Below are 25,544 nucleotides of genomic sequence, written 5' to 3'. Positions count from 1 at the left end.
AATACTATTATAGTTTCGTATCTCTTTGCTTTTTTAAATCTAAAATAGCCATTTTTAAAACCTGAAAAGCAACTTTAGCCGTTTGGTCGTCAGGTTTAAAATTATTAGCCATCTGTTCCATAGGATGTATATAGTTTCTAAAATTTCTTAATTCGTGTGAAAATTTTTTAGTATCTTGAGACAAAATCCCTATCCCGCCAGATACATCTATCATTTCTGCTAGTTTCCAATCCTGAAAAGGTTTCACTTTACCAGTTTTGTCTTTTGGAGATTCGTTATATATATTAAATTGTTTTGGATTTTTTAGCATAAAGTTTAACAAAAGACATTCTAAGATACTTCCACATAGTATAATTGCTGACATATATGCACCGATACCCAAGCATTTATCTATCTCTGTAACTCTATACTCCAAGACCTTTTCTAGTCCATAATCCAAAGATAAATCTTTAATATTAATGTCATCAAATTTTTTCTTTAATAATTCATCTTCCGAATCTATAGTATTTTTAACACCAAGAAGCCTATTGGTGATTTTTATGCATTCACTGTAAATTTTTTTGTTAAATTTAATCCTTCCGCTATCAACATTAAATTTATAGCGTTCCAATAAATTCTTTAATACTCTTCCATTTACTGCGTCGCTTTCAGTTTGCCAAAAGGCTCTTAATTTTTTTTGCTTTGGAACTTCCATAAATGTTATATTTAATAGCATGTATATCGATTCCAGTGATATTTTGTATAAAATCGTAAAAAGTCCGATCAGTAAAATCTAAAACATAGCCTGTATTCATTTCAAAAAGTGTTTCTAAATATTTTTTTCAATATCTGTTAAACTAGACAAAATAATCGCCTTTTATTTTTATATGAAGCAAGAAAGATATCTATGGCAAACGCCATAGATATTGAATAATTTTACTGACATCCTTCGCATTCGATCGAACGGTCGGCCACGTCGTTTAGCTTTTCGCTGTCTGGTGACTCAGAGCGTAGATAGTAGGTTGATTTTAGTCCAAGCTCCCATGCAAGCGTGTAAATTTCACTTAGATATCCACCGCTTGCTTTGTCTAAGCTCATAAATATATTTAAACTTTGACCTTGATCGATCCATTTTTGGCGGATCGCGCCTGCTTTTATCAAAATTCTCTGATCAAGCTCATATGCTGGCGTGTAAAACTGCCACGTCTCAGGGCTTAAATTTGGCACGACATTTGGGATCATGCCACTTAGGTTGTGCTCAAACCACTTGCGTTTATAGACCGGCTCGATGGTCTGAGTAGTGCCAACGAGGATCGAGATCGAGCTAGTTGGAGCGATCGCCATTAGGTAGCCGTTTCTCATACCGTCGCGCTTGACCTTCTCTCTTAGCTTGTCCCAGTCGCAGACATTTTCGTCAAATAGCCCGCCTTTGTCGTTTAAAAGCGCTTTTGCGTTCTCATTCGCGGTGTCTATCGGCATGATGCCTTTGCTCCATTTTGAGCCTTCAAATTTTGGATAGACGCCCTTTTCTACGGCTAAATTTGAGCTAGCGTAGATGGCGTTGAAGCTTATGTTTTCCATTATGCTATCAATGAGCGCCAAATGCTCATAGCTGCCCCATTTTACGTTTTTCTCAGCTAGCATTTGCGCCTCGCCCATGACGCCAAGGCCGATCGAGCGAGATGATAGGTTTGTGTGTTTTACCTTTTTGTGTGGGTAGAAATTTAGGTCTATAACGTTATCAAGCATTCTAATAGCTATCGGCACGACACGCTCGATGTCCTCTTTACTATTTATCTTACTTAAATTTATACTTGCAAGGTTGCAAACTGCTGTTTTGCCCTCGATGCTCTCTTTTTCTACGATAAAAATTTGCTTGCCTTTTAGGCTATCAAGCGCGCTTAGCTTTTTGGCTTTTTTAGTTATGCCACTATCGACCGTGACGTCTTCTTCTTCATCAAATAGCTCCTCGCCGCCGTCTTCATAAGTGATCTTGATCTTATAGTAGTTTGGTGCTGTGTTTTGGAAAATTTCGGTACATAAATTTGAGCTTCTGATGATGCCCTCGTGGTCATTTGGATTTGTTTTGTTGGCATTGTCTTTAAAGCACAAAAATGGCATACCCGTTTCAAAATAGCTAGTTAAAATTTTCTTCCAAAGCTCTTTTGCAAGGATGGTGTTTTTCTGGATATTTTCGTCGTTTTCATACTCCAAGTATCTCTTTTCAAACGCCTCGCCATAAAGGTCGCAAAGATCGCTTACTTGAGCTGGGTCAAAGAGGCTCCAGCGGCCATTTTCTTTGACACGCTTCATAAATAGGTCGTTTATCCAAAGCGCAGGGAAAAGCTCGTGTGCGCGGCGTCTCTCTTCGCCTGAGTTTTTACGAAGATCGAGAAAATCGCTCACGTCCATGTGCCAAGGCTCGATATAAACAGCGATTGCTCCCTTTCTAGTGCCTAGCTGATCTACCGCTACTGCGATGTCGTTTGTTACTTTTAAAAATGGAATGATACCGCCAGCTGCGTTTTTGTGTCCGTCGATACTGCCGCCCATGGCACGCACCTTGCTCCAGTCCCAGCCGATACCGCCACCAAATTTTGAAAGTAGCGCCATCTCTTTGTAGCTATCAAAAATGCCCTCGATATTATCAGGCGTACTGCCTACGTAACAGCTACTTAGCTGGTGGCGTGTAGTCCTTGCATTGGAGAGCGTTGGCGTGGCTAGCATCACTTCAAATTTAGAGATGAGGTCGTAAAATTTCTTAGCCCAGCCTTGGCTGTCTAGCTCGTTTTGCGCAAGAAACATCGCGATCGCCATAAACATATGCTGTGGCAGCTCGATTGGCATGCCATTTTTGTCTTTGATGAGGTAGCGGTCATAAAGCGTCTTGATACCAAGGTATGCAAACTGAAGGTCACGCTCAGGCTTGATATAGGCGTTTAGATCCTCAAGATCGTACTTCTCTTTTAGCCCAGGGATGATACGGCCTACCTTTTCGCCTTTTACTAGGTAGTCTTTTAGGTGATTGTAGCCGTTAAAGCCAGATACTTTGTGATAAAGATCGTATAAAAATAGCCTTGCAGCAACAAATGTCCAGTTTGGGCGGTCGATATCGATCTTATCAACTGCTGTTTTTATAAGAGTCTGTTGAATTTCCTCAGTCGTTATCATATCTCTAAACTGGATTTTCGCATCTACTTCAAGCTCGCTAAGGCTTACGTTGCTAAGACCAAAAACGGCTTCGTTTGTATATTTTTTGATCTTGCTGATATCAAGCTCTTCTGTTCTACCATTACGTTTTATAACTTTCAAAAATATCTCTCCGTGTTAAATTTTAATTTGGGATTTTATCCAAAAGGAGATAAAAACTCTCTTTGTTAAAAAAGTGCTTTTAAATATAAAATTTGACTCAAAAAATAATATTTTATTTTTAAAAAATTAAAAAATTTGATCTTATTTTAAAATGATTGTAAAAATTTTTGAAGCGATGTCTTGAAGCAAGAAGCATAAATTTGCTTCTTGCATTTAAATTTACTTGCCAAAAACTCTGGCAAAAATTCTATCTACATTTTTAGTGTAGTAGTTGTAGTCAAAGCACTCTTTGATCTCATCTTTGCTAAGGCTCTTAGTTAAGTCCTCGTCGTTTAGCAAATTTTGTAAAAATAGGCTGTGGCCTTGCTCGTCGATCGCTTTTTTGCCCTCTTGCAAGTCTGCCCAGACCTTCATGGCGTTGCGCTGAACGATCTTATATGCGTCCTCTCTAGAGATTCCGCGCTGCGGCAGTTGTAAAAGCACGCGCTGTGAAAAGACTAGACCGCCTGTTAAATTTAAATTTTTCATCATATTTTCTGGATAGACGACTAAATTTGCTATCAAATTTTTGATGCGAACCAGCATAAAGTCAGCCGTGATAAACATATCTGGCAGAATAAATCTCTCAACCGAGCTGTGGCTGATATCGCGCTCGTGCCAAAGTGCGACGTTTTCAAGTGCTGGCGTAACGTATGAGCGTAGCACTCTACAAAGGCCGGTGATGTTTTCGCTAAGGACTGGATTGCGTTTATGTGGCATCGCGCTTGAGCCCTTTTGTCCTGGGCTAAAGTACTCCTCCGCCTCATAAACTTCGGTCCTTTGGTAGTGCCTAATGGCAACTGCGATCTTCTCGCAAGTAGAGGCTAGAACTGCGATGGCGCTCACCACATGTGCGTAGCGATCACGCTGGATCACTTGGTTAGACGCTGGAGCAGCTTTAAGGCCTAGCTCCTCGCATGTTAGCTCTTCAAATTCCATCGGAGCGTGGGCTAAATTTCCCATAGCGCCTGAGAGTTTGCCGTAGCTGATCGTATCTTTTGCGTCTTTGATGAGCTTTAGTGCCCTTGCGATCTCATCGTACCAGATGGCAAGCACAAGGCCAAAAGTTATCGGCTCGCCGTGGATGCCGTGACTTCTACCGACCATAAGCGTGTGCTTGTGCTCGATCGCTCTGTTTTTGACCGCCTGCATGAACTCCTCAACGTCGCTAATAATGAGCTCTAGGCTCTCTTTCATCTGAAGTGCGACGGCTGTGTCGATGCAGTCGCTTGAGGTCATGCCATAATGCACGAATCTGCTCTCCTCGCCAAGGCTCTCGCTGACACTTGTTAAAAATGCAATGACGTCGTGCTTTGTCGTCTTTTCTATCTCATCAATACGAGCCACTTCAAATTTAGCGTTTTTGCAAATTTTCTCGCAGTCGCCATCACTTATGAAGCCAAGCTTATTCCAAGCTTTAACGGCAGCTTTTTCTACCTTGAGCCAAGCGTCGTATTTTGCTTGTATACTCCACTTTTCAGCCATCTCTTTGCGTGAGTATCTTTCGACCATTGTTGAACCTTTTTGTATTAGTTTTCTTTATCATAAAAGTAAATTTTAGCCTTGAAAGCTAAAAATCACATCGTATAATTTTTATAAAATTTAAGTTTGGATTATATAAAATCCGTGCTGAAATATCGGTTATATACTTATAAATTTGTGCTTAAGATAGCTCGCTCATTTTTAAAAGGATTACCTTGCCCTATGTAAATAAATTTATTGCCACTGCAAACAAACAAAAAGCGTATGAAATTTTAATGAAAACTGGCTTTAGTATGAGAGAAGCGCAACGCCTCATAGATAAAGGTAGGCTGATATGTGGCGGTAGTGTCGTGAGTGAGAAAAATGCCATTTTGTGTGGTAATATTTTTTTGATCGACTATGAGGCGGAGCCAAAGGGGCTAAAACCAATCTTTGAATGTGAGAGTTTTGCTGTATTTGACAAACCAAGCGGAGTTCTTAGCCACCCAAATGGCAGACACTGCGAATACTCGCTAAATGATGAAATTTACACGCTTTTTGGGCGAGATGCGAGCGTGGCACATAGACTAGACTTTGAGACGAGCGGCGTGATAGTCGTGGGCAAAGATAGAAATTCTACGATTAAACTAAAAAAAATCTTTGAAAATAGAGAGGTTTCTAAAAGCTACGTCGCGATGGTACAAGGCAAGATCGAACGAGAATTTACGATCGATGCCAAAATGGATCTAGCAAACAACTACGACGATGTGAAAATGCGAATGCAAATTTGCGAAAACGGTAAGAGTGCTGTGACTAAAATTTTGCCGATCAGATATTTTGACGATATCAATACGACTTTGGTTCAGGCTATCCCACTCACTGGTAGACAGCATCAAATTCGCTTACATTTGTTTCATGTGAAACACAAGATACTTGGCGAACCACTTTATGGTTTGTCACGTCCGCAGATCGAGAAAATTTTAGATAAAGAGATGAGCGAGCGTGAACGAATAAATTTAACTGGAGCAAAAAGGCTCTTGCTTCACTCGGATAAAATTTCTTTTAAATTTGATAAAATTTTTTATAACATAAAAAGTAAATTTGACGCTGAAAGCGAGTTTTATAGATTTGCAAAAGAAGGTTTACTTTAGTCTAAAATTTTTTAATAAATTTCTATTTCTCATAAACCTTTACCTACGTTTTGCCAAAGTTTATCACTTTTAAATACCACAATGATAATTTTGTAGTTTATGTAATTAATGCTCCATTTTATTTCTTTATGAGAGCTAGGCTTTATCTTGATGTTAAGGCTTAGAATTTATGCCTATCTTTTTCATCTTTTAAAACTTTTAAAATAAGTCCTAATCCAAGTAAAACCACAACAGCAACAAAGACTATTTCGGCTATATCAAGTACACTCATTCTAACTCACACTGGCTTTGCTATTATTTTCAAGCGACTGTGTTTTTAAATTTTTATCGCTGGAAATAGCTTTAAATTTTGCATTTTCATTGCGTTGTTTTAATTGTCCGCAAGCCGCACTTATATCAAGCCCTTTGCTCTGCCTGATCGTGCAAGTAATACCATGATCTCTTAGATATTCTTGAAATTTTAGCATGCTAGCAAGCTCAGGCCGTCCAAATTCACTGCCTTCATGCGGGTTAAAATAGATCAAATTTACCTTTGCCTTGATACCATGCAGTAGTTTTACCAGCTTTTTTGCATCACTAACGCTGTCATTCAGGTCTTTGATAACAAGGTATTCAAACATCACGCGTTTGCGCATATCGATAGGGAATCCCCTAACAGCATCCATAACAGCCTCGATATTATAAGCCTTATTTATCGGCATCAGACGGCTTCTAAGCTCATTAGTAACAGCATGAAGCGATATGGCCAATAACACACCAAGATCCATCTCGCCAAGCTTTTTTATCTGGCTGCCAAGTCCGCTAGTTGAAACGGTTTGACGACGCGGAGATATGGCTAGACCCTCGTTAAGTGCTAAAATTTTGATCGCTTTACTAACGTTAGCAAGATTATCAAGTGGCTCACCCATACCCATATAAACGACATTTATGCGTCTTTCATAAGGTATCTTATTCTCTCTTTTTATCCATAAAATTTGCCCCACAATCTCGCCTGCAGTCAAATTTCTAACAAGCCCGCCCTTTGCTGTTAGACAAAAAGCACATCCCATTTTACAGCCAACCTGTGAGCTAACACAAACTGTATAACGAGCATGGCGACTAATCTTTCCATTCTCATCACTAATCTCCTCTTTCATTGGGAGTAAGACACTCTCTATCTTTAGCCCATCTTTTAGCTCAAAAAGATACTTGATCGAACCATCACTACTTTGCTCAAATTTTACACATTTTAAAGGATCGATATAAAATTTTTCAGCCAGATCTTGACGCATATCTTTAGGTAAATTTAGCATTTGGCTAAATTCGGTTGCATTTTTTTTATATATCCACTCGTAGATTTGTATTGCTCTAAATGGTGGAGAAACTAACTCTTTTAGCTCATCGATACTAAGATCAAGCAAATTTATCACATATTTTCCTTTATATATTTTGTTAGAATTTTCTTGGCCTCTGCGTGATTTTTTATAAAATCAGCATGTGCATTTTTATCACAAAAATTTGTCGCTACGAAAATTCCATAAGCTGGAATTTTAAAAATTTGAGCTACTTTTAGAACAGAAAAAAACTCCATATTTTCTAAAAAATAACCCTTTTCAAACATCTTATGAGCCAAATTTTTGTCTGTAGTTATGAAATTTGATGAATTTGTTTTGATAGTTCCACGTGAAACGATAGAAGAAATTTCACACTCAATCGGTGAATAAGATCTATTTTCTACGCTAGAAATTTCAATATTTGCCCCAACCGAGCTTTCATAAATTTGTAAAATTTCACCATCTTTATAAAGACCTGCCGAGCCAACGAAAACTATTTTTTCTGGCATCTGATACAAATTTCGTTCAGGATTTTTTGACAAATTTTGGCTTAGATTTTGTAGCTCTGGATTTGATGAGTTTGCAAATTTAGCTTCAATCTTTGTAAGATAGCGCGGATCGATATTTTTTAAATTTATACCCTTTTCATCCGCTCCAATACATGCTCGTTTCTGCAAAAATTTTGTCAAACTTATTGCCATATCAACTAGCCCCACACCCATTGGCAAAGCAAAGTCAAAAATTTCGTTTTTTCCAGCAGAGACAATCAACATCAGAGCCTAACCTCAACGCCATTTGCCTTGAGATACTCTTTTAGTTTTTTTATCTCGATTTCGCCAAAGTGAAATATCGAAGCAGCTAAACACGCATCAGCCCCAGCTTCAAAAGCCTCTTTAAAGTGCTCCATCTTACCTGCACCACCACTTGTGATAGTTGGTATAGAAAGCGTACTAAATATCTTTATTAGCTCAAGGTTAAAGCCCTGTTTGACGCCGTCATTGTCCATAGAGGTTAGCAATATCTCCCCTGCTCCACGCGACTCGACCTCTTTCGCCCAAGAAAAGGCATCTTTTTTGGTATCGATCCTGCCGCCATTTATAAAGACACTATAACCATTTTCGATCTTTTTAGCGTCGATCGCCACGACGACACATTGCGAGCCAAATTTCTTAGCCGCTTCGTCGATCAAATTTGGATCTTTTATAGCCGATGAGTTTAGGCTCACCTTGTCGCAGCCCGCATTTAAAAGGCGAGAGATATCATCGATCGTGCGTATGCCACCTCCAACGGTTAGGGGTATAAAAAGCTTGCTTGCGACCTTTTTAACGACATCAACTATCGTATCACGCCCAAGATGAGAGGCAGTGATATCTAAAAAGCAAAGCTCATCAGCACCCTCGTCATTGTATCTTTTGGCTATCTCGACAGGATCTCCAGCATCGACAAGTCCTACGAAATTTACACCCTTTACAACTCTGCCATCTTTTACATCAAGGCATGGGATTATGCGTTTTGCAAAATGATTCAAATCTGTCCTTTATCTATTTTTCTAGCAGCTACTTCAAAATATGGCAAATTAGACCAATTTTCTCGGTTACCAACTATATAAATAACCTCTTTTGCTCTTGTTAGTGCTACATTTAGTAAATTTGGCGTACTAGCAGCCCATGCTCTAGCACCTTTTGTAGCACCGCCAAGGACAAAGATAACAACATCAGCTTCTTTGCCTTGCATGGTGTGAATGGTACCAGCCCCTTTTAAATTTTTACAAACATCTTTAAAAGGTGTTATTATTTTAACGCTATCTTTTAGCTTGGCTAGCTTACCATTTAAAAGCTCTTTAACGATCATACCTTCGGCTTTATTATAATTACCTATCCATTCATCACTACTAACATCAATCCATTCTGTTTTGATGTTAGGGTCACTAAGTTTACTTTCACTACTTCTACCAAGTATCATCATATTATCATATGTTGTTTCGTTTGAAATTTTAAACATAGGGTTGGCGCACCTTCTATGAACGATAAGTGGCGAACCAACCCAAATGGACTTACCCTCTCCTTTTATATATGTACCAATATTTTGTACTTTATCAGCTCGAAGTTGAACTGATGATTTTAGTAGATTAAACTCATCCTTTGCATCACAGTAGCGTAAAATAGCGTTATTTAAAGCTGGTGGCAATGTTACAACAGGCTCAAGTTGAAGTGGATCACCAACTACAACAGCCATGTTTGAACGAAGCAGTGCACATAATGCGTTAGTTAAATTTGCCTGCCCTGCCTCATCTATTAAGAGCAAGCCTATATCGCCATTTAGTAGCTCTTTAAAGCTATTATTAAAAGATGCAAAAGTAGAACTAACAACTGGCGTTAGTAAAAATAATCCTTTTATTATTTCACGTCTATCTTTAGCCTCAAGCCCGTTTTTCTCAGCCATTTTTTCATCATTAAATATAACGCTAAGAGCTCGCAAATTTGTTCTAACAGCCTCTTTGCAAGCAAAAATAGTAGCTTTATGCAGATTAAGTGCTTCTTTAAAAAGCTTGATTCTTGCGTTAAAAAGCTTTGTCTTGTGGGATTTCCCATCAAGATCACGCTCCATCATAAATGGCATGCTCTTTTGTATTTCTTCATTACTCTGATTAAAACTACCATTTAAAAAGCCATCAAGTTCTTCACTTCTACCAATTAATTTTTGACGTCTAATAAAGTCATCATTAAGCTTGTTTAGATGGTCTATCTTGGTGTTAAGTTCTAAAATTTTCTCTTCAAGCTGAGTTATTTGAGCTTTTAGTTCGTTTAATTTTACTTCATTCTTCTCTTTATTTTCACTATTTTGCTTGCTTGCTTTCAAATTTTGCTCAGCTATTTGGCGATTTATCTCACTAACTTTTTGCGCTTCATTGTTATATTTTTCAAAAGCTTGCGTCTTTAAAATTTGCTGGAAAATAAAAAATGATGGCTTTGGAGGCGCACTCAGATACTCTTGTAAAATTTCATTTTGTCCGATAAGCTTTGTTAGCTCGTTAGCTTCCGTAGCCTTTTGCTCTAGCTCATTTTTGCTCAAATCCAGTTCATCTATTAGTGGCCTTAAAAGCTCGTCTATTTGCCTTGCTGAATTATAGTTATCAAGTCTTTTATCGATATTTATAAGCTCACTATTTATACTTTTTAGCTCCTCTTCTTTGATCCTGATCTCGCTAAAAAGTAGATTTACTTCATGTAGGGCTTGATTAAATTTCTCCTTTGCCTCGTCGTAATCATCAATTCCTTCACCGGTAGCCAAGTATTTGCCAAGCCCCATTAAAAAGCCATCTTGTTCTATAAATTCTTTAAATTCTTTTGAAATGTCTTCAAACTGACTATGCGTTTTTTCGATCTTTACGCCATTAATCGCGTTAAAAACAAAATTTGACTTATTTTGCTTTGAGCCAAGAGGTATGCAAAAAAGTCCCCATGCAGGTTTTGAGATAAAAGATTTTTCTCCAAAATTTGTCTTTTCATCGGCCGAGAGAAGCCTTGTAGCTATAAATTTAAAATAATCAATCTCGCCTGCATAACTACCAATACTTTTTAACTGGCTAAGCTCTTTACTTAAAATTTCAACCGCACCGTTATTGCAAGAGCTAACAACCATCTCATAGCCCTGGAGTTCTTTATTTAGAGTAAAATAAAGCACCTTATCGCTACTATCTCGAACTGGTGCAAAGATATCATGTCTACTCATTTGCGCGAGTTTCATCGCTCTAAGCGTAACAACTTCAGCCATTACGTCTTTTAAAAGCGTTGTTTTACCAGTGCCTGGAGCACCATTTACGCTATAGATTCCACCACTTTTTTCTTTAAATTTTTTAATGATGTTATTAACAGCAATTTGCTGTGAGAAATTTAAAGCGAAGTCGCTGGCAAAAGCCGATCTTGGATACTCTTCTGCTTTAAGAAAATCTCTAACAAGCCTTTTATTTTGCTCATCTCTTACATCAAGTCTTTCAAATTTATTCTCACTGCCCTCGTCTAGAAATTGATCCGTTAGCTCGTGCGTCCTGCCTGACTCGTAAAATTTGATAAGCAAATTTATATCATCTATAAAAAAGCTATTTAAAAGGCTATCATTTTCTTTAAAATTTGGATTTATGATCTTTATTTCAAGCCTTAAGAAATCATTACAAAATGGTGTTTTAAGTGCACTTTTTAGCGCATCGTTTATAAGCTTTATATATTTGCCAAATTCCATTTTTTCTTTATAGATAGATAGCTTGTCTTTTATACGCTCACACTCTTTGCTAAAATCACTTTGACTTATATCTTTTAGATGATTTAGGCGAGCCGTTGCCCAAGGAGCTGTTGAGATGAAAAGATCATCAGATGAGTTTGGTGTAAAAAACGGAGTTAAATCATCATCTAAATCTACATCTTTTAAAGCAAAATTTTGATCATCTTTACAAAATACCAAATCACCAGCGAGCTTAAGCTTATAACAAAATGCCTTTTCAAAGCTCGTTTGCTCAGATCGTAGCTCATCTAAAATTTGCTCTTTTTCAAATTTCACCTTTGCCAGCTTTGAGATATAAATGGCAAGCAAGTCAGTCTCAAAAATACCGCCATAAATCGAAATTTCTACACCATTTTTTAAAAGTGAGCTATCAAACGCTCTTAAAATTTGCATAAATTTCTCATCGAAATTTGCGATCTCAAGGTCTATTGATTTTTTAAATCTAGTATTTGTCTTTTTTGGCTCGTCTAAGGTTTTTGGCTCTAAATATTGTGATAATAAAAAGTATTTTAAGGTATTTGCTTTGCTCAAATTTATGCCCTATTTCGTTATTATTTAGTGATTATAATCCATTTTATATATGATTAAACTAAACTTGTAATCATTGTATAAGTAATTTTTGGCTAATATCGCGGCTATGATAAAGGCAAAAAAGCACTTTGGACAGAATTTTTTACAGGACAAAGCGACACTAGATAAGATCATCCAAGCGATACCCAATGATGTAGCAAACATCGTTGAGATTGGGCCTGGCTTAGGTGATTTGACATTTAGACTTTTGCAAATTTACAAGACGACCTGTTTTGAGATAGATTGTGAGCTGTTTCAAATTTTAAAGGCCAAATTTGCAAATGAGATCCAAAATGGACAATTAAAACTTTTTTGTAAAGATGCTTTAGAGCAGTGGCAGCAAGAGGGCGGACTAAGTAGCGAGAACTACTTTTTGGTCGCAAATTTACCCTATTACGTTGCTACGAAAATGATACTAAATGCGATAGATGACGAAAAATGCCTTGGCCTTATCGTGATGATACAAAAAGAGGTTGCTCTTAAATTTAGTGCAAAGAGCAAGGATAAAGAATTTAGCGCTTTATCGATCCTCGCTTCACTTCAAGGCAGGTGTGAGCTTTTGTTTGACGTGGATGCAAAGCTTTTTAATCCACCTCCAAAGGTCACATCTTCAGTCATCAAACTACAAAAAACAAAAAAGATTTTTGGCAAAGACGGGATTTTCAAAGATGCAAAACAATACGAGGCTTTTAAAGTATTTTTAAGAGCTGCATTTGCTTCGCCAAGAAAAACGCTTTTGAAAAATTTATCTACAAATTTTGACAAAAATGCGCTAGAAGAAATTTTTGAAAGCCTAGCTTTAAACCAAAATTTACGTCCACACGAGCTAGATGTCGATTCTTATCTAAAAGTATTTGAAAGATTAAAGGAAGATAATGAACGACAAAAACGAAGAGAAAGTTGTAACTAACCAAAGCAAAAACAACAAAAGACGAAGATTTAGACCAAAAAATAAGCCAAAACAAGAGGGCGAAATTACCGAGCAAGCTTCACTAGCAAGTAAAAGTGTAATAGATAACTTCTTTGCAGCAGAGCAGGCTGAAACTGAAACGCACGCCGAGCCAAAGAGCCAAAATTCTCGCCCAAAAAAGCCAAGAAATAATAAAAATCAAAACAAAAACGGCGAAAATAATAAGCCAAAAGAGCAAAAACAAGAACCACAAGAAACAAAAACCAAAACGCAAGAACAAAAAGAAAAGCCTAAAAAAGCTAAAAAGCCAAAGAAAAATTTACCTGCAAAACTAAACGGTAATGAGCAGTGGCAGCAAGATATCGCAAGTGCAATGGTGGCAAATAAGGCTGTTCACGAGCTTCGTCTGGAGCCGATGAAGTATCTAAACTCAAGCGAACATAAAATTCGCATAACTCCACTTGGCGGTCTTGGTGAGATCGGCGGCAACATGACCGTCTTTGAAACTGAAACCAGCGCTATCATCGTTGATATCGGTATGAGCTTTCCTAGCGAGAGTATGCACGGCGTGGATATCCTCATCCCGGACTTTGACTACGTACGCAAGATAAAAGATAAGATAAAAGGTGTCATCATTACTCACGCACATGAGGATCACATCGGTGCAGTACCATATTTTTACAAAGAGTTTAAATTTCCGATTTACGCCACGCCTTTACCACTTGGTATGATAAATAATAAATTTGAAGAGCACGGCTTAAAGCAGGAGCGCTCACTTTTCCGCTCTGTCGAAAAAAGAAAGCCATATCTAATAGGCGACTTTGAGGTTGAGTGGATACATATAACTCACTCTATCATCGACGCTAGCGCGCTAGCCATCACGACAAAGGCTGGCACTATCATACATACGGGTGACTTTAAGATCGACCATACGCCGATAGATGGCTATCCAACTGACCTTGGCAGGCTCGCATACTACGGCGAGCGCGGCGTACTGTGCCTCATGAGCGATAGTACGAACAGCTATCGAGAGGGCTTTACTAAAAGCGAAAGCAGCGTGGGCAAAACCTTTGATGCGATTTTCTCAAAAGCCAAAGGTCGCGTCATAATGAGTACATTTAGCTCCAACATCCACCGCGTTTATCAGGCGATCGAGTGGGGGCTAAAATACAACCGCAAAGTCTGTGTCATTGGTAGATCAATGGAGAGAAATTTATATACTGCAATGGAGCTTGGCTACATCAAACTTGATAAGAAAATTTTTATCGATGCAAATGAAGTCGGTAAATTTAAAGATAACGAAGTGCTGATCGTTACCACAGGCTCTCAGGGTGAGACTATGAGCGCGCTCTACCGAATGGCTACCGACGAGCACAAATACATCAAAATAAAGCCAACCGATCAGATCATCATCAGCTCAAAGGCGATCCCTGGTAATGAAAGTAGTATCTCAACTGTATTAAATTTCCTAATAAAATCAGGCGCGAACGTCGCTTACCAAGACTTTAGCGAGATCCACGTCAGCGGTCACGCGGCGCAAGAGGAGCAAAAGCTGATGCTACGTCTTATAAAACCAAAATTTTTCTTACCGGTACATGGCGAATACAATCACATCGCAAAGCACAAAGAGACAGCTATTAGCTGCGGCGTAGATGAGAGAAATATCTATCTAATGAGTGATGGCGATCAAATGGAGATCTGTCAAAAATACTTAAAGCGTGTAAAAACAGTAAAAACCGGCAAAGTCTTCATAGACAATCAAATAAATAAACAAATCTCAGACGATGTTGTCATCGATAGACAAAACCTTGCTGAAGCAGGTGTCGTCATGATAATCGCTCAAATTTCACGTCATGGCGCAAAACTTATAAACAAGCCTCGTGTCATTAGCTACGGCCTTGTGGGCAATAAACAAGATGCGGAGTTTAGCAAAGAGATGCAAGAAATTTTGACGCAGTTTTTAAGCAATGTCAAAGAGGAGCTTTTAAAAGATGGCAGACTGCTCGAGTCACAAGTGCGTCAAGTGATCAGAAAGCATATCTTTAGAAAGGCCAAAAAGTACCCAACTATCGTGCCGATCATCTATCTAATGTAAGGGAAATTTATGCAAACAATCAACCAAATCGCAGCCGAAGTTTTAAAAATAGAAGCGAACGAGCTTTTAAGACATGCTAAAAACTTAGAGATAGAAGATGCTGTAAATTTGATATATAACGCAAAAGGCAAAGTCATAGTCACAGGCGTGGGCAAGAGCGGTCATGTAGGTGCAAAGATCGCCGCCACGCTTGCAAGCACCGGCACGCCAAGCTTTTTCTTGCATCCAACAGAGGCTATGCACGGCGACCTTGGCATGATAGGAAAAGATGATGTTTTGTTAGCCATTAGTTTTAGTGGTGAGAGCGATGAGCTTATCAAAATTTTACCTCACGTAAAGCGTTTTGGTGTAAAAATAGTCGCCATGGCAAGGAGCAAAACAAGTTCACTTGGTAAATTTAGTGATGCATTTATTAGCATAGATGTAGAGAAAGAGGCCTGCCCACTAAACGCTGCTCCAACAGCATCAACTACGCTAACGTTAGCTCTTGGCGATGCGTTGGCTGTTTGTTTGATGCAAAGGCGAGGCTTTAAAAAAGAGGACTTTGCAAATTTTCATCCAGGTGGCAGCCTTGGCAAGAGGCTATTTTTAAAGGTAAAAGATGTGATGAGAAGCGAAAATTTACCGATAGTTCGCTGGAATGCAAGCCTAAAAAAAGCAATCGATACTATGACGCATGGCAAACTTGGCACGGTTCTTATCGTCGATAAAGATGGTGTGTTAAATGCTATTTTAAGCGACGGCGATCTTAGACGTGCACTTATGCGAGAGGACTTTGACCTAGACGAGCCAGCAATGAAATTTGCAACCTTGCATCCAAAAGAGATAAACGACAAGGGAATGTTAGCTGTGGATGCGTTAGCTTTGATAGAAAAACATAAAATTCAGCTTCTTGCCGTTGTGGAAGATGGCGTACCTGTGGGTGTTTTACACATCCACGATCTTGCAAATTTAGGACTATAAAATGGAAAAAACAAGACTAAATAAATTTATCTCACATAACACAAATTACTCACGCCGTGAGGCAGATGAGCTGATAAAAGCTGGTAAGGTTAGCATAGCAGGACGAGTGGTTAGCGACCTTGCCACAAGCGTGGATGAAGATGACAAAGTGCGTATAAATGGTCGTTTGATAAAGCTAAAAAAGGAATTTACTGTTATCGTTTATCATAAACAAAAGGGTGAGTTAGTTAGCAAAAAAGATGACCGCGGACGAAAGACGATCTACGACACATTAGATAAGAAATTTGCAAAATTTGTTAGCGTAGGGCGCTTAGACTATGCAAGTGAAGGGCTACTTTTACTAACTGACGCCCCAGCGATCGCCACAGCACTCATGAATAGCGACTTAGAGCGCGAATACTATCTAAAAGTAAAAGGCGAGGTGACAAAAGAGGTAATTGAGGCGATGACAAATGGCTTTTTTGCCAAGGACGCCACCAAAGGCGCTCACGCAAAAACCACTATAAAATCAATGGAATTTAAGCCATTTTTAGCCTATAAAGTCTTTGGCTCAAGCGGCGGCTATACAAAACTAAAGGTCATCATCAACGAAGGGCAAAACAGAGAGCTTCGCCGTTTCTTTGGATACTTTGACCTTGAAGTGATGGATCTAAAACGTGTTAGTTTTGGGCGTGTTAGCCTTGATATGCTAAAACCTGGCAAATGGCGCTACTTTGAAAACAGCGAATATGAAGACCTAAGAGACTTTTTAAAAGTTAATAACGTTAGATACTAAATTTGGCTTGCTTTCTCTAAAAAAGGAGGCAAGTCAAATATACCTTTAAAACACACACCACAATTACAAAAATTAATAAAATAATATGTAAATTTATTTTACATATTAACCAAAAGATAAATAGATAATTAACAATAATCTAAGTTTTAAAAGGACAAAATATTGTTTAAGAATTTTGTAAAAGATGGAGTAAAAATAAAAAAAATTATCTTTTTGTTTGTAGTTTTGCTATCTGTTGGTTTTTCCAAAGATCTTTTGCGGCTTGGAGCTGAAGCTTATATTAGAGGAGACTATAAAACAGCAGTCGAGCAGTTTGAAAAAAACTTGTGATAGCGGTTATGCTGATAGTTGTGGTGTTTTAGGAATACTATATATGAATGGTCAAGGAGTAAAGCAAGACTATAACAAAGCAGCAGAACTATTTGAAAAAGCCTGCAATGGGGAAAATGCTCAAGGTTGCTATAATTTAGGATTTTTGTATGTAAAAGGACAAGGAGTAAGACAAGATTATCGCATTGCAAAAGAATATTTTGGTGAATCTTGTGATCTGGGGCATCAAAATGGATGTGACACCTATAAAAAACTAAATGAAAAAGGCTTTTAATACCAAAAACAACCTAGCGAGCTCTAACAAATTTAGAGCTACATAAATTTATATCTTATTTTCTGAAAGCAAGATGTTTATATATGGATTTAGTAGCGTTTCGCCACGTGCTGCGTATAGCAAAACCTCTTTAAAGTAGTTATCGTTTATGCCGTAAGTGTGAAACTCATACGCCCCTATGCCGTATCCCATCGGAGTTATATCAACCCTTGAATACCAAGCATCTTGCGCTAGAATATAGCGATTCGTATCTCTTGAATAAACATATAGCTTTATCTTATCTTTGCTCTTTTGTGCCATATACCAGATGAAAGAATTTGTGATGTCGTTAAAAAAGTAGATGTCGCCATTTGGCATGATGGCTTGGGCTGTGTCGTTGTTATCAGCGATAAGCGTCCTACTCTCATAACATATAAATTTATTTGGCGTAAGTTGCTCGATCGGCTCTGATTTGCCGTTATTTAGTACTAAAATTTTATCGTCGCTTATGTCGGCATTATAGGCAAGTACAGCTAAAACTAGAGCTAACAAACACAAAGAAAAAATTTGTTTTATCAAAATAAAAATCCTCTTAACAAATAGTATTTCAGGACATAAAGCGAGCAGATCAGCACGCAAACACCTAGCCAGATCGATGAAAATTTAAGCTTGTGTGAGTAGTTTGTCTTTGTTATGATCTCAACAAGATATGGCATAAGGCCGTAAAAAACACCCAGAAACAAACTGCCCCAGATGAGGTAGCCAACATAAAAATAGTCACTTTTTAGCATGCAGTATGGGCATTTGTGATTTGGTTGCTCGTAAACATAAAGGCCAAAAAAGTAGGTAATGGCGTAGTAGCTAAGCACCAAAAACAACAAATTTGCCACAAAGCTCGCCATACTTTGCTTTAAAAAATTTAGCACCAAAATGACAAAAAATAGTACGAAAAAGACGCTTACTAAGCCAAAATTTGTATAGCCAAATGGTAACTTTGGAGCTTGAAAAGTAACAGAACAGCAAAAGACCGGCACTTTTAGTGGAATGTTGTAAAAAAACGAAATTTCTATACCAAGTTCGATCAATATCATGACAAAAAGGCAGATGAAAATGGCGTATTTTTTCTTTAGATAAGGGAAATTTAGAGCCTGCAAGTCAAGCTTATTTATAACCAGCCAAATGCCAAGTCCAAAGATCAGCAAAATTTTAGTGAGCATCAATATGCCACCAAATTTATTTGAGCCAATTACGCCAGCTGAACACATAGCACCAGGCACGATGTCAGAGAGTTCATTTAGGCAAAGTGCAAAGAATATAAACAATACGATCTTGATACAGACGCAAAAAAGCAAGATAGTATTTACAAGATAGTTTTGTTTTTCAAGCGAGTATTGAAGCGATGTTAGTGCGTTGTAATCCCACGATCTCACGATCCTAACTACATAAAAGAGCGAAATACTCATCAAAGCTACAAGCACAAACTCCGCTAACAAAAAGGCTATAACGGCGTTTGATAAAAAGACACTCATACTATCTCTCCGTTTTGCAAGCTGACAACCCTATCTGTGATACTTAACTCATCAAAAATGCTATCGTGAGTAGCGACGATAACACTCTTTTTTAGAGCTTTAAAAGACTCTAACAAGCCTAAAAATGCACGTGCATTTTGTCTGTCTAAATTTGCCGTTGGCTCATCAGCCAAGATGATGTTAGCATCCATAGATAAAGCCCTAGCTACCGCACATCTTTGACGCTCTCCACCACTTAAATTTGACACGTTCTCATCTTTTTTATGAGCGATATTTGCGAGGCTTAGAGCCTTTTTTATCATCTCATCTCGCACATTTGCCTTAAAATTTGTTAGAGCAAATGGAGCTAATAAATTTTCATATACACTTAGCCCCTCAATGAGGTTAAAATTTTGGAAGATAAGCCCAAGTCTTTTGTGTCTAAGCTCAGAGCAAAAAGCATCAGGTAGCTTTGCAATGTTAGTGCCATCTATCAAAATTTCTCCACTAGTTGGCTTTTGAAGTAGGGCGATAAGAGAAAGTAGGGTACTTTTACCACTTCCACTAATGCCTTTTAGTATCACTAGCTCGCCGTCATTAATATCTAAATTTATATTTTTTAAAGCACAAAACTCATTTTGTTTGTTTTGGTTATAAACTAGGCTAACACCTCTTATATTTATCATTTTAGCCCCTCATTTATGTCACTACTTGCTACTCTCCATGAAGGTATGAGTACAAACGCCAAAAATGGTATCACACCAAAAACAAAGATCAAAAAGAGCTTGTCAAACTCTAAAATAGGCGTGAAATTTGTAAAATTTAAAAGCTCATCACCTAAAAATATCCCCTTTAAAAGTGGAGCGTTAAATAAAAAAACAAAAAGATAAGCCAGCATAACACCGAGTAAAAAAGCACTAACACTAACGATGAAATTTTGTATAAATTTTAAAAATATAATATCTTTTATACAAAAACCAATACTTCTTAAAATAGCTATTTCACGCTTTTTACTACCATAGGCGAGTGAAATTTGGTTTTTAAGCAAGACAAAGAATATAAGCATAACACTAACGTAAATGCTCATAAAAATTCCACCCTTATAATAGTAAAGGTGCCTAACTTTAGCCACCTCATCTTCTATACTAAGAGCGAAAGAATTTGGATATAAATTCTCTATCTTTAAAGCTACTTCACTGATCTCATCGGTATTTGGCACCTCAACGTAGAGCTTTGTATACTCTTCATCTTTTAAATTTAAGATAGCCCTTAGCGTATTTGGATGCAAAAATATAGCGTTATTTGAGATTAAACCACTTTGTGCCGGCATAGTCTTTAATATCTTTACTGGTATCATGCGCTCTTCAGTCAAAAAATTAAAGCTTTCATCGTAGTAAAGCTCATTCATCGCTGCCTTTACACCTTCTCCGACGATCATCTCATCCTCTTTTAAGCTATCGTCTTCATATAGATGAAACCAAACACGCTTTTGAACGAAGTAGTACTCTCCATCAACCACACCCCTTACATCACTTACGCCATCAATCTTTGAGATGTCGTAGATATAGCCAGGGTGCATGAGATCATTTTTGCCAGCACGAAATGCGCTCACTACGATACTTGATCTATCTTTTACTAAATTTATAAGATCATGTTGGATCGATCCAGAGATGAAAAGTACCGAGCTTAGCACAAAGATAATGAGTGCAAAGAGGCAAAAGCTAAAAAGGTGATCCTTCCTATCTTTAAAAAGCAGAACCACAGCATAGTTTATAAAATTTTTACCTATCATAGACAAAGCCTTTTTGCCCCTTTTGGTTAAAACTAAAAGCAGCATTTGCTCTTGTTATCTTAGAAATTTCTCTTAGCTCATCTTGCTTTGCTTTATGATCAAAGCTAAGATAGTGTGCCGCTAAAAGCGTATAAGAAAGTCCAAAAAATAACGCCAAAAAAACTAGAAATTTCACACTATTTACCGATAAAATTCTTTATCTCGTCAAATCTTATGACACCTTTGCCAGCATGGTCTTTTAAAAAGCTCCATGCCTTTGCTTCATCTTTAAATGGGATAAACTCATCGCCCATTGGTCCGTAAACGTTTGAGCCGTGAACATAAAACGCATCTTTTGCATCAAGCTTTTCTAGCGTGTAATAGTCACTCACATAAGCATCTTTCATTTTACCGTCCGCAAAATAAAATTGTGCCATATCTTTTACGCCATCAAAATAATAATCCTTGCCATCTACTTTGATGAGTGTTGCCCATGGAGAATTTTTGACAAGCATGCCACATACCGCACATCTTGTGCCCTTTGGTACGACTATTCTCTCAGGTTTTTTTATTTCTTGTTTAGGTTTTGAGATTTGGTTGCTAGCGCCTAAATTTGCCGGAGCATCCCATAGGTACAAAGCAGCAGCTTGTAGGTGTTTATCATACTCTGGGGCTTTGCTGGCCTCTTTTGAGTCACATACTTGTTTAAGATGAGCTTTTAGCTCAGAGATGGCTTTAAAGCTTTTTGGATCTGTTTTTTCGCAGTTTGCTTCATAAAATTCTTTACCATGTGCGTAAACGCCGTCCTCACGCTTAGCTTTAATCATTTTATTATCACCTGCGAAGTCTTGTCCAGCGATCTCGTAAGCTTTAGCAAAATTCATTATCTCGCCGCCATTTTCTGCTTGAAATTCTTTTGCGTCAGCCTCGGTTGAAAAGGCGTATTTGCTATTTCTAGTCATTGTGCCTTTAACACTACTACCAACGACATAAAAAGCTTTATTTACGTCGATTAAATTTAGATTTTTAGTATCGACAACCTGCGCGTCGCTTGGGATCTTGCCTTCTGTTAGCTCGTATAAGCAGTGGAGTGATGCTACTTGCTTGCCGTTATATACGTGATTGGTCTTATAAAATTTAACCAAATTCATTCCACAAACGGCGCAGTACTCCTTGCCCTCGCCACTTCCTACTAGTGTAGCTTTGCTAGGATCCACGCTTTGAAACATCGGTTTCATTTTGACGGCTTGTTCATTTGCCGAAGCACCAAAGAGTAGGGTCGCTAGCAGTGCTGAACCCAAGATAGAACGTAAAATCATATTATCTCCTTTAGTATTTTTATATTTATAAGCTTTAAATGCCACTGGGCTAACTTTATCAAGCATCAATGCTTTCCTAAAATTTCTAAATTCTCACACGCTTCTTTTAAGCCATTTTTGCAGCTTCTAGTGAAAATTTCACGTGCTTTTTCTACATCTTCTTTTACGCCTTTGCCTTCAGCTAGCATAATAGCGTAGTTGTTGCAGCCCTTTTCATATCCATATATACACGCTTGCTCATAAAGTTTTGTCGCTTTTGTAAGGTTTTGATCAACGCCTTGTGCATAAACATATAAAAAGCCAAGATTATCACACCCTATGCCAGCTTCGTTTGAACAAGCCATTTCGTAGTTTGCTTTGGCTTTTGCATAGTCTTTTTCTACACCTTCACCTTGCGCATATAGATAGCCAAGATTACTACATCCTATGCCGTCCCCTGCTTTGCAAGCCTTTTCATAAAGCTCTTTTGCCTTTTTAATATCCTTTGTCACGCCGGTGCCATTTGCATAAAGCAAGCCTAGCTCCGTGCAACCCTCGTTGTCGCTACATGCTTTTTCATAAAATTTAACTGCTTTTGCTAGGTCTTTTTCCACACCTTTGCCTTTTTCATAGACGTAGCCAAGGTTGCTGCAAGCCATAGAGAAGTTTTGATCACAAGCTTTTTCATAAAGCATTGCTGCCTTTGCTTCGTCCTTTTTGACGTTGCCGTCGCCCCTGCTGTAAAGCACAGCTAGATTGTAGCAGCCTGATGCCTTTTTCTCTTTATCACAAGCATCTTCATAAATTTGTGCTAGCTTATTGTGATCGTCTTTTGCGCTTAAAGCCTCTTTGATATAGCCAGCATTCAATAGTCCCAAACAAGCAAACAATAAAGCCAAACTCTTTTTCATCATATCTCCTAAATCTCTTTTATATCCTTACCTCTATAAGCAAAGGCGATTAGCAAAGCCAAGAGCATTAAAATCAAATAAAGCAAATTTGAAACGCTAAATCCATCACCATTTGCGTATGAGTGAAGTCCACTTAGATAGAAATTTACACCAAAATAGGTAAAAATAACTGAACCAAAAGAGAGTACGCTAGCTACTAAAAAGGTAAAAATATTTTTTAATCTTGGGATGAATCTTAAATGAAGCACAATAGCATAAATAATTATCGTAATGTAAGACCAGCTCTCTTTGCTATCCCAGCCCCAGTATCTACCCCAGCTCTCATTCGCCCAGACGCCGCCAAGGAAATTTCCAATAGTGAGCAAGCTAAGTCCTATGATGAGGCTTAGCTCATTAGTTGCGGCGAGGTATCTTATCTGCTCGCTGAGCTTTTGCTCATTTTTTTTATTTTTTATAGCCATTAAAAGAAGCCCAAGAAGCCCAAGCACAAAGCTAAAGCCTAAAAAGCCATAGCTTGCCGTTATGACACTTACGTGCACGCTAAGCCAAAATGACTTTAAAACTGGGACTAGATTTGTTATTTGTGGATTTATAAAATTTAGATGAGCTACAAGCAAGCTCACACTTGCAAAAAGTGAAGCGGCTCCAAGAGCAAAGCTTTGATGTTTAAAAAATAAAACTCCAGCTAATACACTTGCAAGCGAGATATACACTAAGCTCTCATAAGCATCGCTCCAAGGCGCATGCCCTGAGATATAAGCACGAAGAGCTAAATTTAACAAATGCACCGCAAAGCCAAAATAAAATGCAAGGCTTAATGCATTTTCAAATCTAAATTTCTTTCCAGAAAATAGCCTATAAAAGCCAAGAGCAAGCGAAACTAGCCCAAGAATCATGTAAAAATATATAAGAAATTTAAAAATTTCCATTTGGTTATAAAGCACTTCAAGCTCCACCTTTGCCTCGCTTGGTGCAAGAGAGCCTAAAGTGCTTCTTTGATAGCTTGAAATTTTCTCCAAGCTCCTATCAGCCTCTTTGCACTCACCACTTTTTACGCAAAGGCTTAAATTTTCTATATAAGCGCCTAAAACGCTTTTAAGCTCGCTTGAAATCTCACTTGAGCCAAAGGCTTCATTTACGCCTAGCCACGTTAATTTATCGCCATTTTTAGCTGGTATAAATTTTAAAATTTCTCCCTTTAGTGCAAGATACAAGACATTTAATCTCTCGTCAAATTTGATCACGTCGTTGTCAAATTTATCTCTTTTTGAGGCGGATTTTTCATTTGCAACTTCTACAAATTTAGCCAGCTTATACTCGCCATTTTCGTTAAAGACATCGTTAAAACTAGCAAATTTCTCATTAACTCCCAAAAGCTCGCCCACACGCTCACTTGTGATCTTTACTACTCTTTTATCCATCCACTCTTTTGGCGAAATGGCAAAAGAGAGCATTAGCTCCTCGCTACTAAGCCCAAATAGCGTAGTTTTGGTTGAAATTTTACTTATCACAGCTCTTGAGTAAGAGCCAGCTGGAGCGATTCTGCTATCAGCCTGAGTCAAAATTTTGGCAAATTTGCTTGCATGAGCGTCTAAATTTTTATTATTTTCATTAGCAAAATTTGGAGTAGCATTTAAAAGCAAGATAGCCAAAAATGCGATTTGGGAACCTTTTATAAAATTTAGCAGCCTAAAAAATCGGCTATTTTTGCTAAATAAATTTGCCACAAAGCCAAGGCAAAGCAAAAAATATCCTATGTAAGTTGGGATTTTGCCAGGATCACGGCTGATCTCAAAAGCGCTTCCAAGCTCGTCAGGATCGTATGAAGACTGAAAAATTTTATAGCCATCAATCGTTAGTGGATTATTTAGCGAGATGTCGTACTTGTTGCCAGCGATACTTACTTTACTTGTATAAGATGATGGAGTATTTAGCCCTGCATATCGCTCTAAAATAAACTCGTCAAGCTTTAATGAAAATGGCAAAATTAAAGCCTTTGAGCTAAAGTAAAATTTTACCTCTTGCCCACCAAAACTTAGCACACTAGGCTCTAGCTCATATCCAGCTCCGCCTTTTAGCTTAACACTCTTTTTTTCGCCGTTAAAGCTTATTTCTAAACTAAGCGTAGCTGGAGCATTTTTCTCGTCTTTTTTATACTCAAGTAAGTTAATTATAAATTCTTTGCCAACTATGAAATTTTTAAACTCAAAGTCGTTTTTACCAAATAAGCTTAATTTTAATGGATAACTAAAATTTTCCCCAAGCATTTCGACTCTAAGATAAGGCTTAATGCTTTGCATTATATTTGAGCTTTGCAGAGCTCTAAGATGCATAACGCCCTCTTCGCCAAAATACCTTGTAAGTGCAGCCCCGATGAAGATAACGATAAAAGCAAGATGTATCAAAAATGCGCCAAATTTTTTATACATCTTGGTTTTTACAATACTAATGGCTAAACAAATAGTGCAAGCAAACATAACACACTCGTACCAAAGCGCTTCATAAACAAGCACTCTAGCCGTTTGTGTGTCATAAAAATTTTCTAAAAAAGTCGCAAGCCCTGCACCAAAAGCAAGAATAAATAATAATATCAAAGACAAGCGGTAGATATTTAAAATTCTCATCGC

Annotated in this window: 22 protein-coding genes; 7 read left to right on the top strand and 15 right to left on the bottom strand. The window is 37.9% G+C overall.

Annotated features, from left to right (window positions below; all coding sequences use genetic code 11):
* Positions 1 to 7: 7 nt before the first annotated feature.
* The 3 genes from F3G69_RS06905 to purB form a co-directional block, all read right to left on the bottom strand.
* On the bottom strand, positions 8 to 694 hold the full coding sequence (locus F3G69_RS06905; RefSeq protein WP_141089794.1) for a hypothetical protein: 687 nt from the start codon (positions 692 to 694) through the stop codon (positions 8 to 10).
* A 221-nt stretch (positions 695 to 915) separates the two neighbouring features.
* On the bottom strand, positions 916 to 3,291 hold the full coding sequence (locus F3G69_RS06900) for a ribonucleoside-diphosphate reductase subunit alpha (RefSeq protein WP_149714800.1): 2,376 nt from the start codon (positions 3,289 to 3,291) through the stop codon (positions 916 to 918).
* Between the two features lie 219 nt (positions 3,292 to 3,510).
* Positions 3,511 to 4,842, bottom strand: coding sequence for an adenylosuccinate lyase (purB, locus tag F3G69_RS06895; protein ID WP_149714799.1), 1,332 nt, complete (start codon positions 4,840 to 4,842; stop codon positions 3,511 to 3,513).
* Positions 4,843 to 5,027: 185 nt separating this feature from the next.
* On the opposite strand from purB, the gene F3G69_RS06890 reads away from it, so the two are divergent.
* On the top strand, positions 5,028 to 5,942 hold the full coding sequence (locus F3G69_RS06890) for a pseudouridine synthase family protein (protein ID WP_103600589.1): 915 nt from the start codon (positions 5,028 to 5,030) through the stop codon (positions 5,940 to 5,942).
* Between the two features lie 272 nt (positions 5,943 to 6,214).
* On the opposite strand, the gene rlmN is transcribed toward F3G69_RS06890, so the two are convergent.
* Genes rlmN through F3G69_RS06870 form a run of 4 tightly spaced genes read right to left on the bottom strand, consistent with a single transcriptional unit; the run spans position 6,215 to position 12,064 of the window.
* A complete protein-coding gene (gene rlmN, locus F3G69_RS06885) occupies positions 6,215 to 7,351 on the bottom strand; it encodes a dual-specificity RNA methyltransferase RlmN (RefSeq protein ID WP_103600590.1) in 1,137 nt (378 codons plus the stop codon).
* The gene (locus tag F3G69_RS06880; protein WP_149714798.1) at positions 7,348 to 8,028 is read right to left on the bottom strand and encodes a purine-nucleoside phosphorylase; all 681 of its coding nucleotides are present in this window, start codon (positions 8,026 to 8,028) and stop codon (positions 7,348 to 7,350) included. Before F3G69_RS06880 ends, rlmN begins: the two co-directional genes overlap by 4 nt.
* Positions 8,028 to 8,783 carry an imidazole glycerol phosphate synthase subunit HisF gene (gene hisF / locus F3G69_RS06875; protein ID WP_149714797.1) on the bottom strand — a complete coding sequence of 252 codons (756 nt, stop codon included), beginning with the start codon at positions 8,781 to 8,783 and terminating at the stop codon, positions 8,028 to 8,030. The genes F3G69_RS06880 and hisF overlap by 1 nt, the downstream gene beginning before the upstream one ends.
* Positions 8,780 to 12,064, bottom strand: coding sequence for an AAA domain-containing protein (locus tag F3G69_RS06870; RefSeq protein ID WP_149714796.1), 3,285 nt, complete (start codon positions 12,062 to 12,064; stop codon positions 8,780 to 8,782). The genes hisF and F3G69_RS06870 overlap by 4 nt, the downstream gene beginning before the upstream one ends.
* A 106-nt stretch (positions 12,065 to 12,170) precedes the next feature.
* Between F3G69_RS06870 and rsmA the strand changes: the two genes are divergently transcribed.
* The 6 genes from rsmA (at position 12,171) to F3G69_RS06845 (ending at position 17,450) form a co-directional block, all read left to right on the top strand.
* Positions 12,171 to 13,013, top strand: a complete 843-nt coding sequence (gene rsmA / locus F3G69_RS06865) for a 16S rRNA (adenine(1518)-N(6)/adenine(1519)-N(6))-dimethyltransferase RsmA (RefSeq protein ID WP_149714834.1) — start codon at positions 12,171 to 12,173, stop codon at positions 13,011 to 13,013.
* Complete coding sequence (locus F3G69_RS06860; RefSeq protein ID WP_188115345.1) at positions 12,979 to 15,108, top strand: ribonuclease J; 2,130 nt, start codon at positions 12,979 to 12,981, stop codon at positions 15,106 to 15,108. The genes rsmA and F3G69_RS06860 overlap by 35 nt, the downstream gene beginning before the upstream one ends.
* A 9-nt stretch (positions 15,109 to 15,117) precedes the next feature.
* The gene (locus F3G69_RS06855; RefSeq protein WP_149714795.1) at positions 15,118 to 16,071 is read left to right on the top strand and encodes a KpsF/GutQ family sugar-phosphate isomerase; all 954 of its coding nucleotides are present in this window, start codon (positions 15,118 to 15,120) and stop codon (positions 16,069 to 16,071) included.
* A 1-nt stretch (position 16,072) separates the two neighbouring features.
* Positions 16,073 to 16,846, top strand: coding sequence for a pseudouridine synthase (locus tag F3G69_RS06850; protein WP_009295179.1), 774 nt, complete (start codon positions 16,073 to 16,075; stop codon positions 16,844 to 16,846).
* 162 nt (positions 16,847 to 17,008) lie between these two features.
* Positions 17,009 to 17,176 (top strand): hypothetical protein, encoded by a 168-nt coding sequence (locus F3G69_RS09470; RefSeq protein ID WP_180997312.1) that lies wholly within the window; start codon positions 17,009 to 17,011, stop codon positions 17,174 to 17,176.
* Entirely contained in the window at positions 17,160 to 17,450 is a 291-nt protein-coding gene (locus F3G69_RS06845; protein ID WP_223155889.1) for a tetratricopeptide repeat protein, read from the top strand. Before F3G69_RS09470 ends, F3G69_RS06845 begins: the two co-directional genes overlap by 17 nt.
* A 48-nt stretch (positions 17,451 to 17,498) precedes the next feature.
* Here the strand turns inward: F3G69_RS06845 and F3G69_RS06840 are convergent, their stop codons facing one another.
* The 8 genes from F3G69_RS06840 to F3G69_RS06805 all read right to left on the bottom strand — a co-directional run bounded on the left by F3G69_RS06840 (position 17,499) and on the right by F3G69_RS06805 (position 25,541).
* Complete coding sequence (locus tag F3G69_RS06840; RefSeq protein WP_021090284.1) at positions 17,499 to 18,008, bottom strand: hypothetical protein; 510 nt, start codon at positions 18,006 to 18,008, stop codon at positions 17,499 to 17,501.
* Positions 18,005 to 18,958: a hypothetical protein gene (locus F3G69_RS06835; RefSeq protein WP_149714794.1), complete on the bottom strand. Its 954-nt coding sequence runs from the start codon at positions 18,956 to 18,958 to the stop codon at positions 18,005 to 18,007. The genes F3G69_RS06840 and F3G69_RS06835 overlap by 4 nt, the downstream gene beginning before the upstream one ends.
* Positions 18,955 to 19,623: an ABC transporter ATP-binding protein gene (locus tag F3G69_RS06830; protein ID WP_149714793.1), complete on the bottom strand. Its 669-nt coding sequence runs from the start codon at positions 19,621 to 19,623 to the stop codon at positions 18,955 to 18,957. The genes F3G69_RS06835 and F3G69_RS06830 overlap by 4 nt, the downstream gene beginning before the upstream one ends.
* Positions 19,620 to 20,729 (bottom strand): ABC transporter permease, encoded by a 1,110-nt coding sequence (locus F3G69_RS06825; protein WP_149714792.1) that lies wholly within the window; start codon positions 20,727 to 20,729, stop codon positions 19,620 to 19,622. Before F3G69_RS06825 ends, F3G69_RS06830 begins: the two co-directional genes overlap by 4 nt.
* Entirely contained in the window at positions 20,719 to 20,904 is a 186-nt protein-coding gene (locus F3G69_RS06820; protein WP_054197437.1) for a hypothetical protein, read from the bottom strand. The genes F3G69_RS06825 and F3G69_RS06820 overlap by 11 nt, the downstream gene beginning before the upstream one ends.
* 1 nt (position 20,905) lies before the next feature.
* A complete protein-coding gene (locus F3G69_RS06815; protein ID WP_149714791.1) occupies positions 20,906 to 22,027 on the bottom strand; it encodes a nitrous oxide reductase accessory protein NosL in 1,122 nt (373 codons plus the stop codon).
* Between the two features lie 65 nt (positions 22,028 to 22,092).
* On the bottom strand, positions 22,093 to 22,917 hold the full coding sequence (locus tag F3G69_RS06810; protein ID WP_087577369.1) for an SEL1-like repeat protein: 825 nt from the start codon (positions 22,915 to 22,917) through the stop codon (positions 22,093 to 22,095).
* Positions 22,918 to 22,925: 8 nt separating this feature from the next.
* Positions 22,926 to 25,541, bottom strand: a complete 2,616-nt coding sequence (locus F3G69_RS06805) for a cytochrome c biogenesis protein (RefSeq protein ID WP_149714790.1) — start codon at positions 25,539 to 25,541, stop codon at positions 22,926 to 22,928.
* Between the last annotated feature and the right edge of the window lie 3 nt (positions 25,542 to 25,544).

Source organism: Campylobacter concisus (assembly GCF_902460625.1).
In the GTDB taxonomy this organism is placed as follows: Bacteria; Campylobacterota; Campylobacteria; order Campylobacterales; family Campylobacteraceae; genus Campylobacter_A; species Campylobacter_A concisus_AD.
Note: the sequence above shows the minus strand (reverse complement) of the source record. Positions and strands in the feature narration are given on the sequence as shown.

What these genes read in the sequence shown, in the direction of transcription:
- F3G69_RS06905 (WP_141089794.1), bottom strand. Translation starts at nt 694, where the DNA reads ATGGAAGTTCCAAAGCAAAAAAAATTAAGAGCCTTTTGGCAAACTGAA.
- purB (WP_149714799.1), bottom strand. Translation starts at nt 4,842, where the DNA reads ATGGTCGAAAGATACTCACGCAAAGAGATGGCTGAAAAGTGGAGTATA.
- F3G69_RS06880 (WP_149714798.1), bottom strand. Translation starts at nt 8,028, where the DNA reads ATGTTGATTGTCTCTGCTGGAAAAAACGAAATTTTTGACTTTGCTTTG.
- rsmA (WP_149714834.1), top strand. Translation starts at nt 12,171, where the DNA reads ATGATAAAGGCAAAAAAGCACTTTGGACAGAATTTTTTACAGGACAAA.
- F3G69_RS06860 (WP_188115345.1), top strand. Translation starts at nt 12,979, where the DNA reads ATGAACGACAAAAACGAAGAGAAAGTTGTAACTAACCAAAGCAAAAAC.
- F3G69_RS06855 (WP_149714795.1), top strand. Translation starts at nt 15,118, where the DNA reads ATGCAAACAATCAACCAAATCGCAGCCGAAGTTTTAAAAATAGAAGCG.
- F3G69_RS06850 (WP_009295179.1), top strand. Translation starts at nt 16,073, where the DNA reads ATGGAAAAAACAAGACTAAATAAATTTATCTCACATAACACAAATTAC.
- F3G69_RS06835 (WP_149714794.1), bottom strand. Translation starts at nt 18,958, where the DNA reads ATGAGTGTCTTTTTATCAAACGCCGTTATAGCCTTTTTGTTAGCGGAG.
- F3G69_RS06830 (WP_149714793.1), bottom strand. Translation starts at nt 19,623, where the DNA reads ATGATAAATATAAGAGGTGTTAGCCTAGTTTATAACCAAAACAAACAA.
- F3G69_RS06825 (WP_149714792.1), bottom strand. Translation starts at nt 20,729, where the DNA reads ATGATAGGTAAAAATTTTATAAACTATGCTGTGGTTCTGCTTTTTAAA.
- F3G69_RS06815 (WP_149714791.1), bottom strand. Translation starts at nt 22,027, where the DNA reads ATGATTTTACGTTCTATCTTGGGTTCAGCACTGCTAGCGACCCTACTC.
- F3G69_RS06810 (WP_087577369.1), bottom strand. Translation starts at nt 22,917, where the DNA reads ATGAAAAAGAGTTTGGCTTTATTGTTTGCTTGTTTGGGACTATTGAAT.
- F3G69_RS06805 (WP_149714790.1), bottom strand. Translation starts at nt 25,541, where the DNA reads ATGAGAATTTTAAATATCTACCGCTTGTCTTTGATATTATTATTTATT.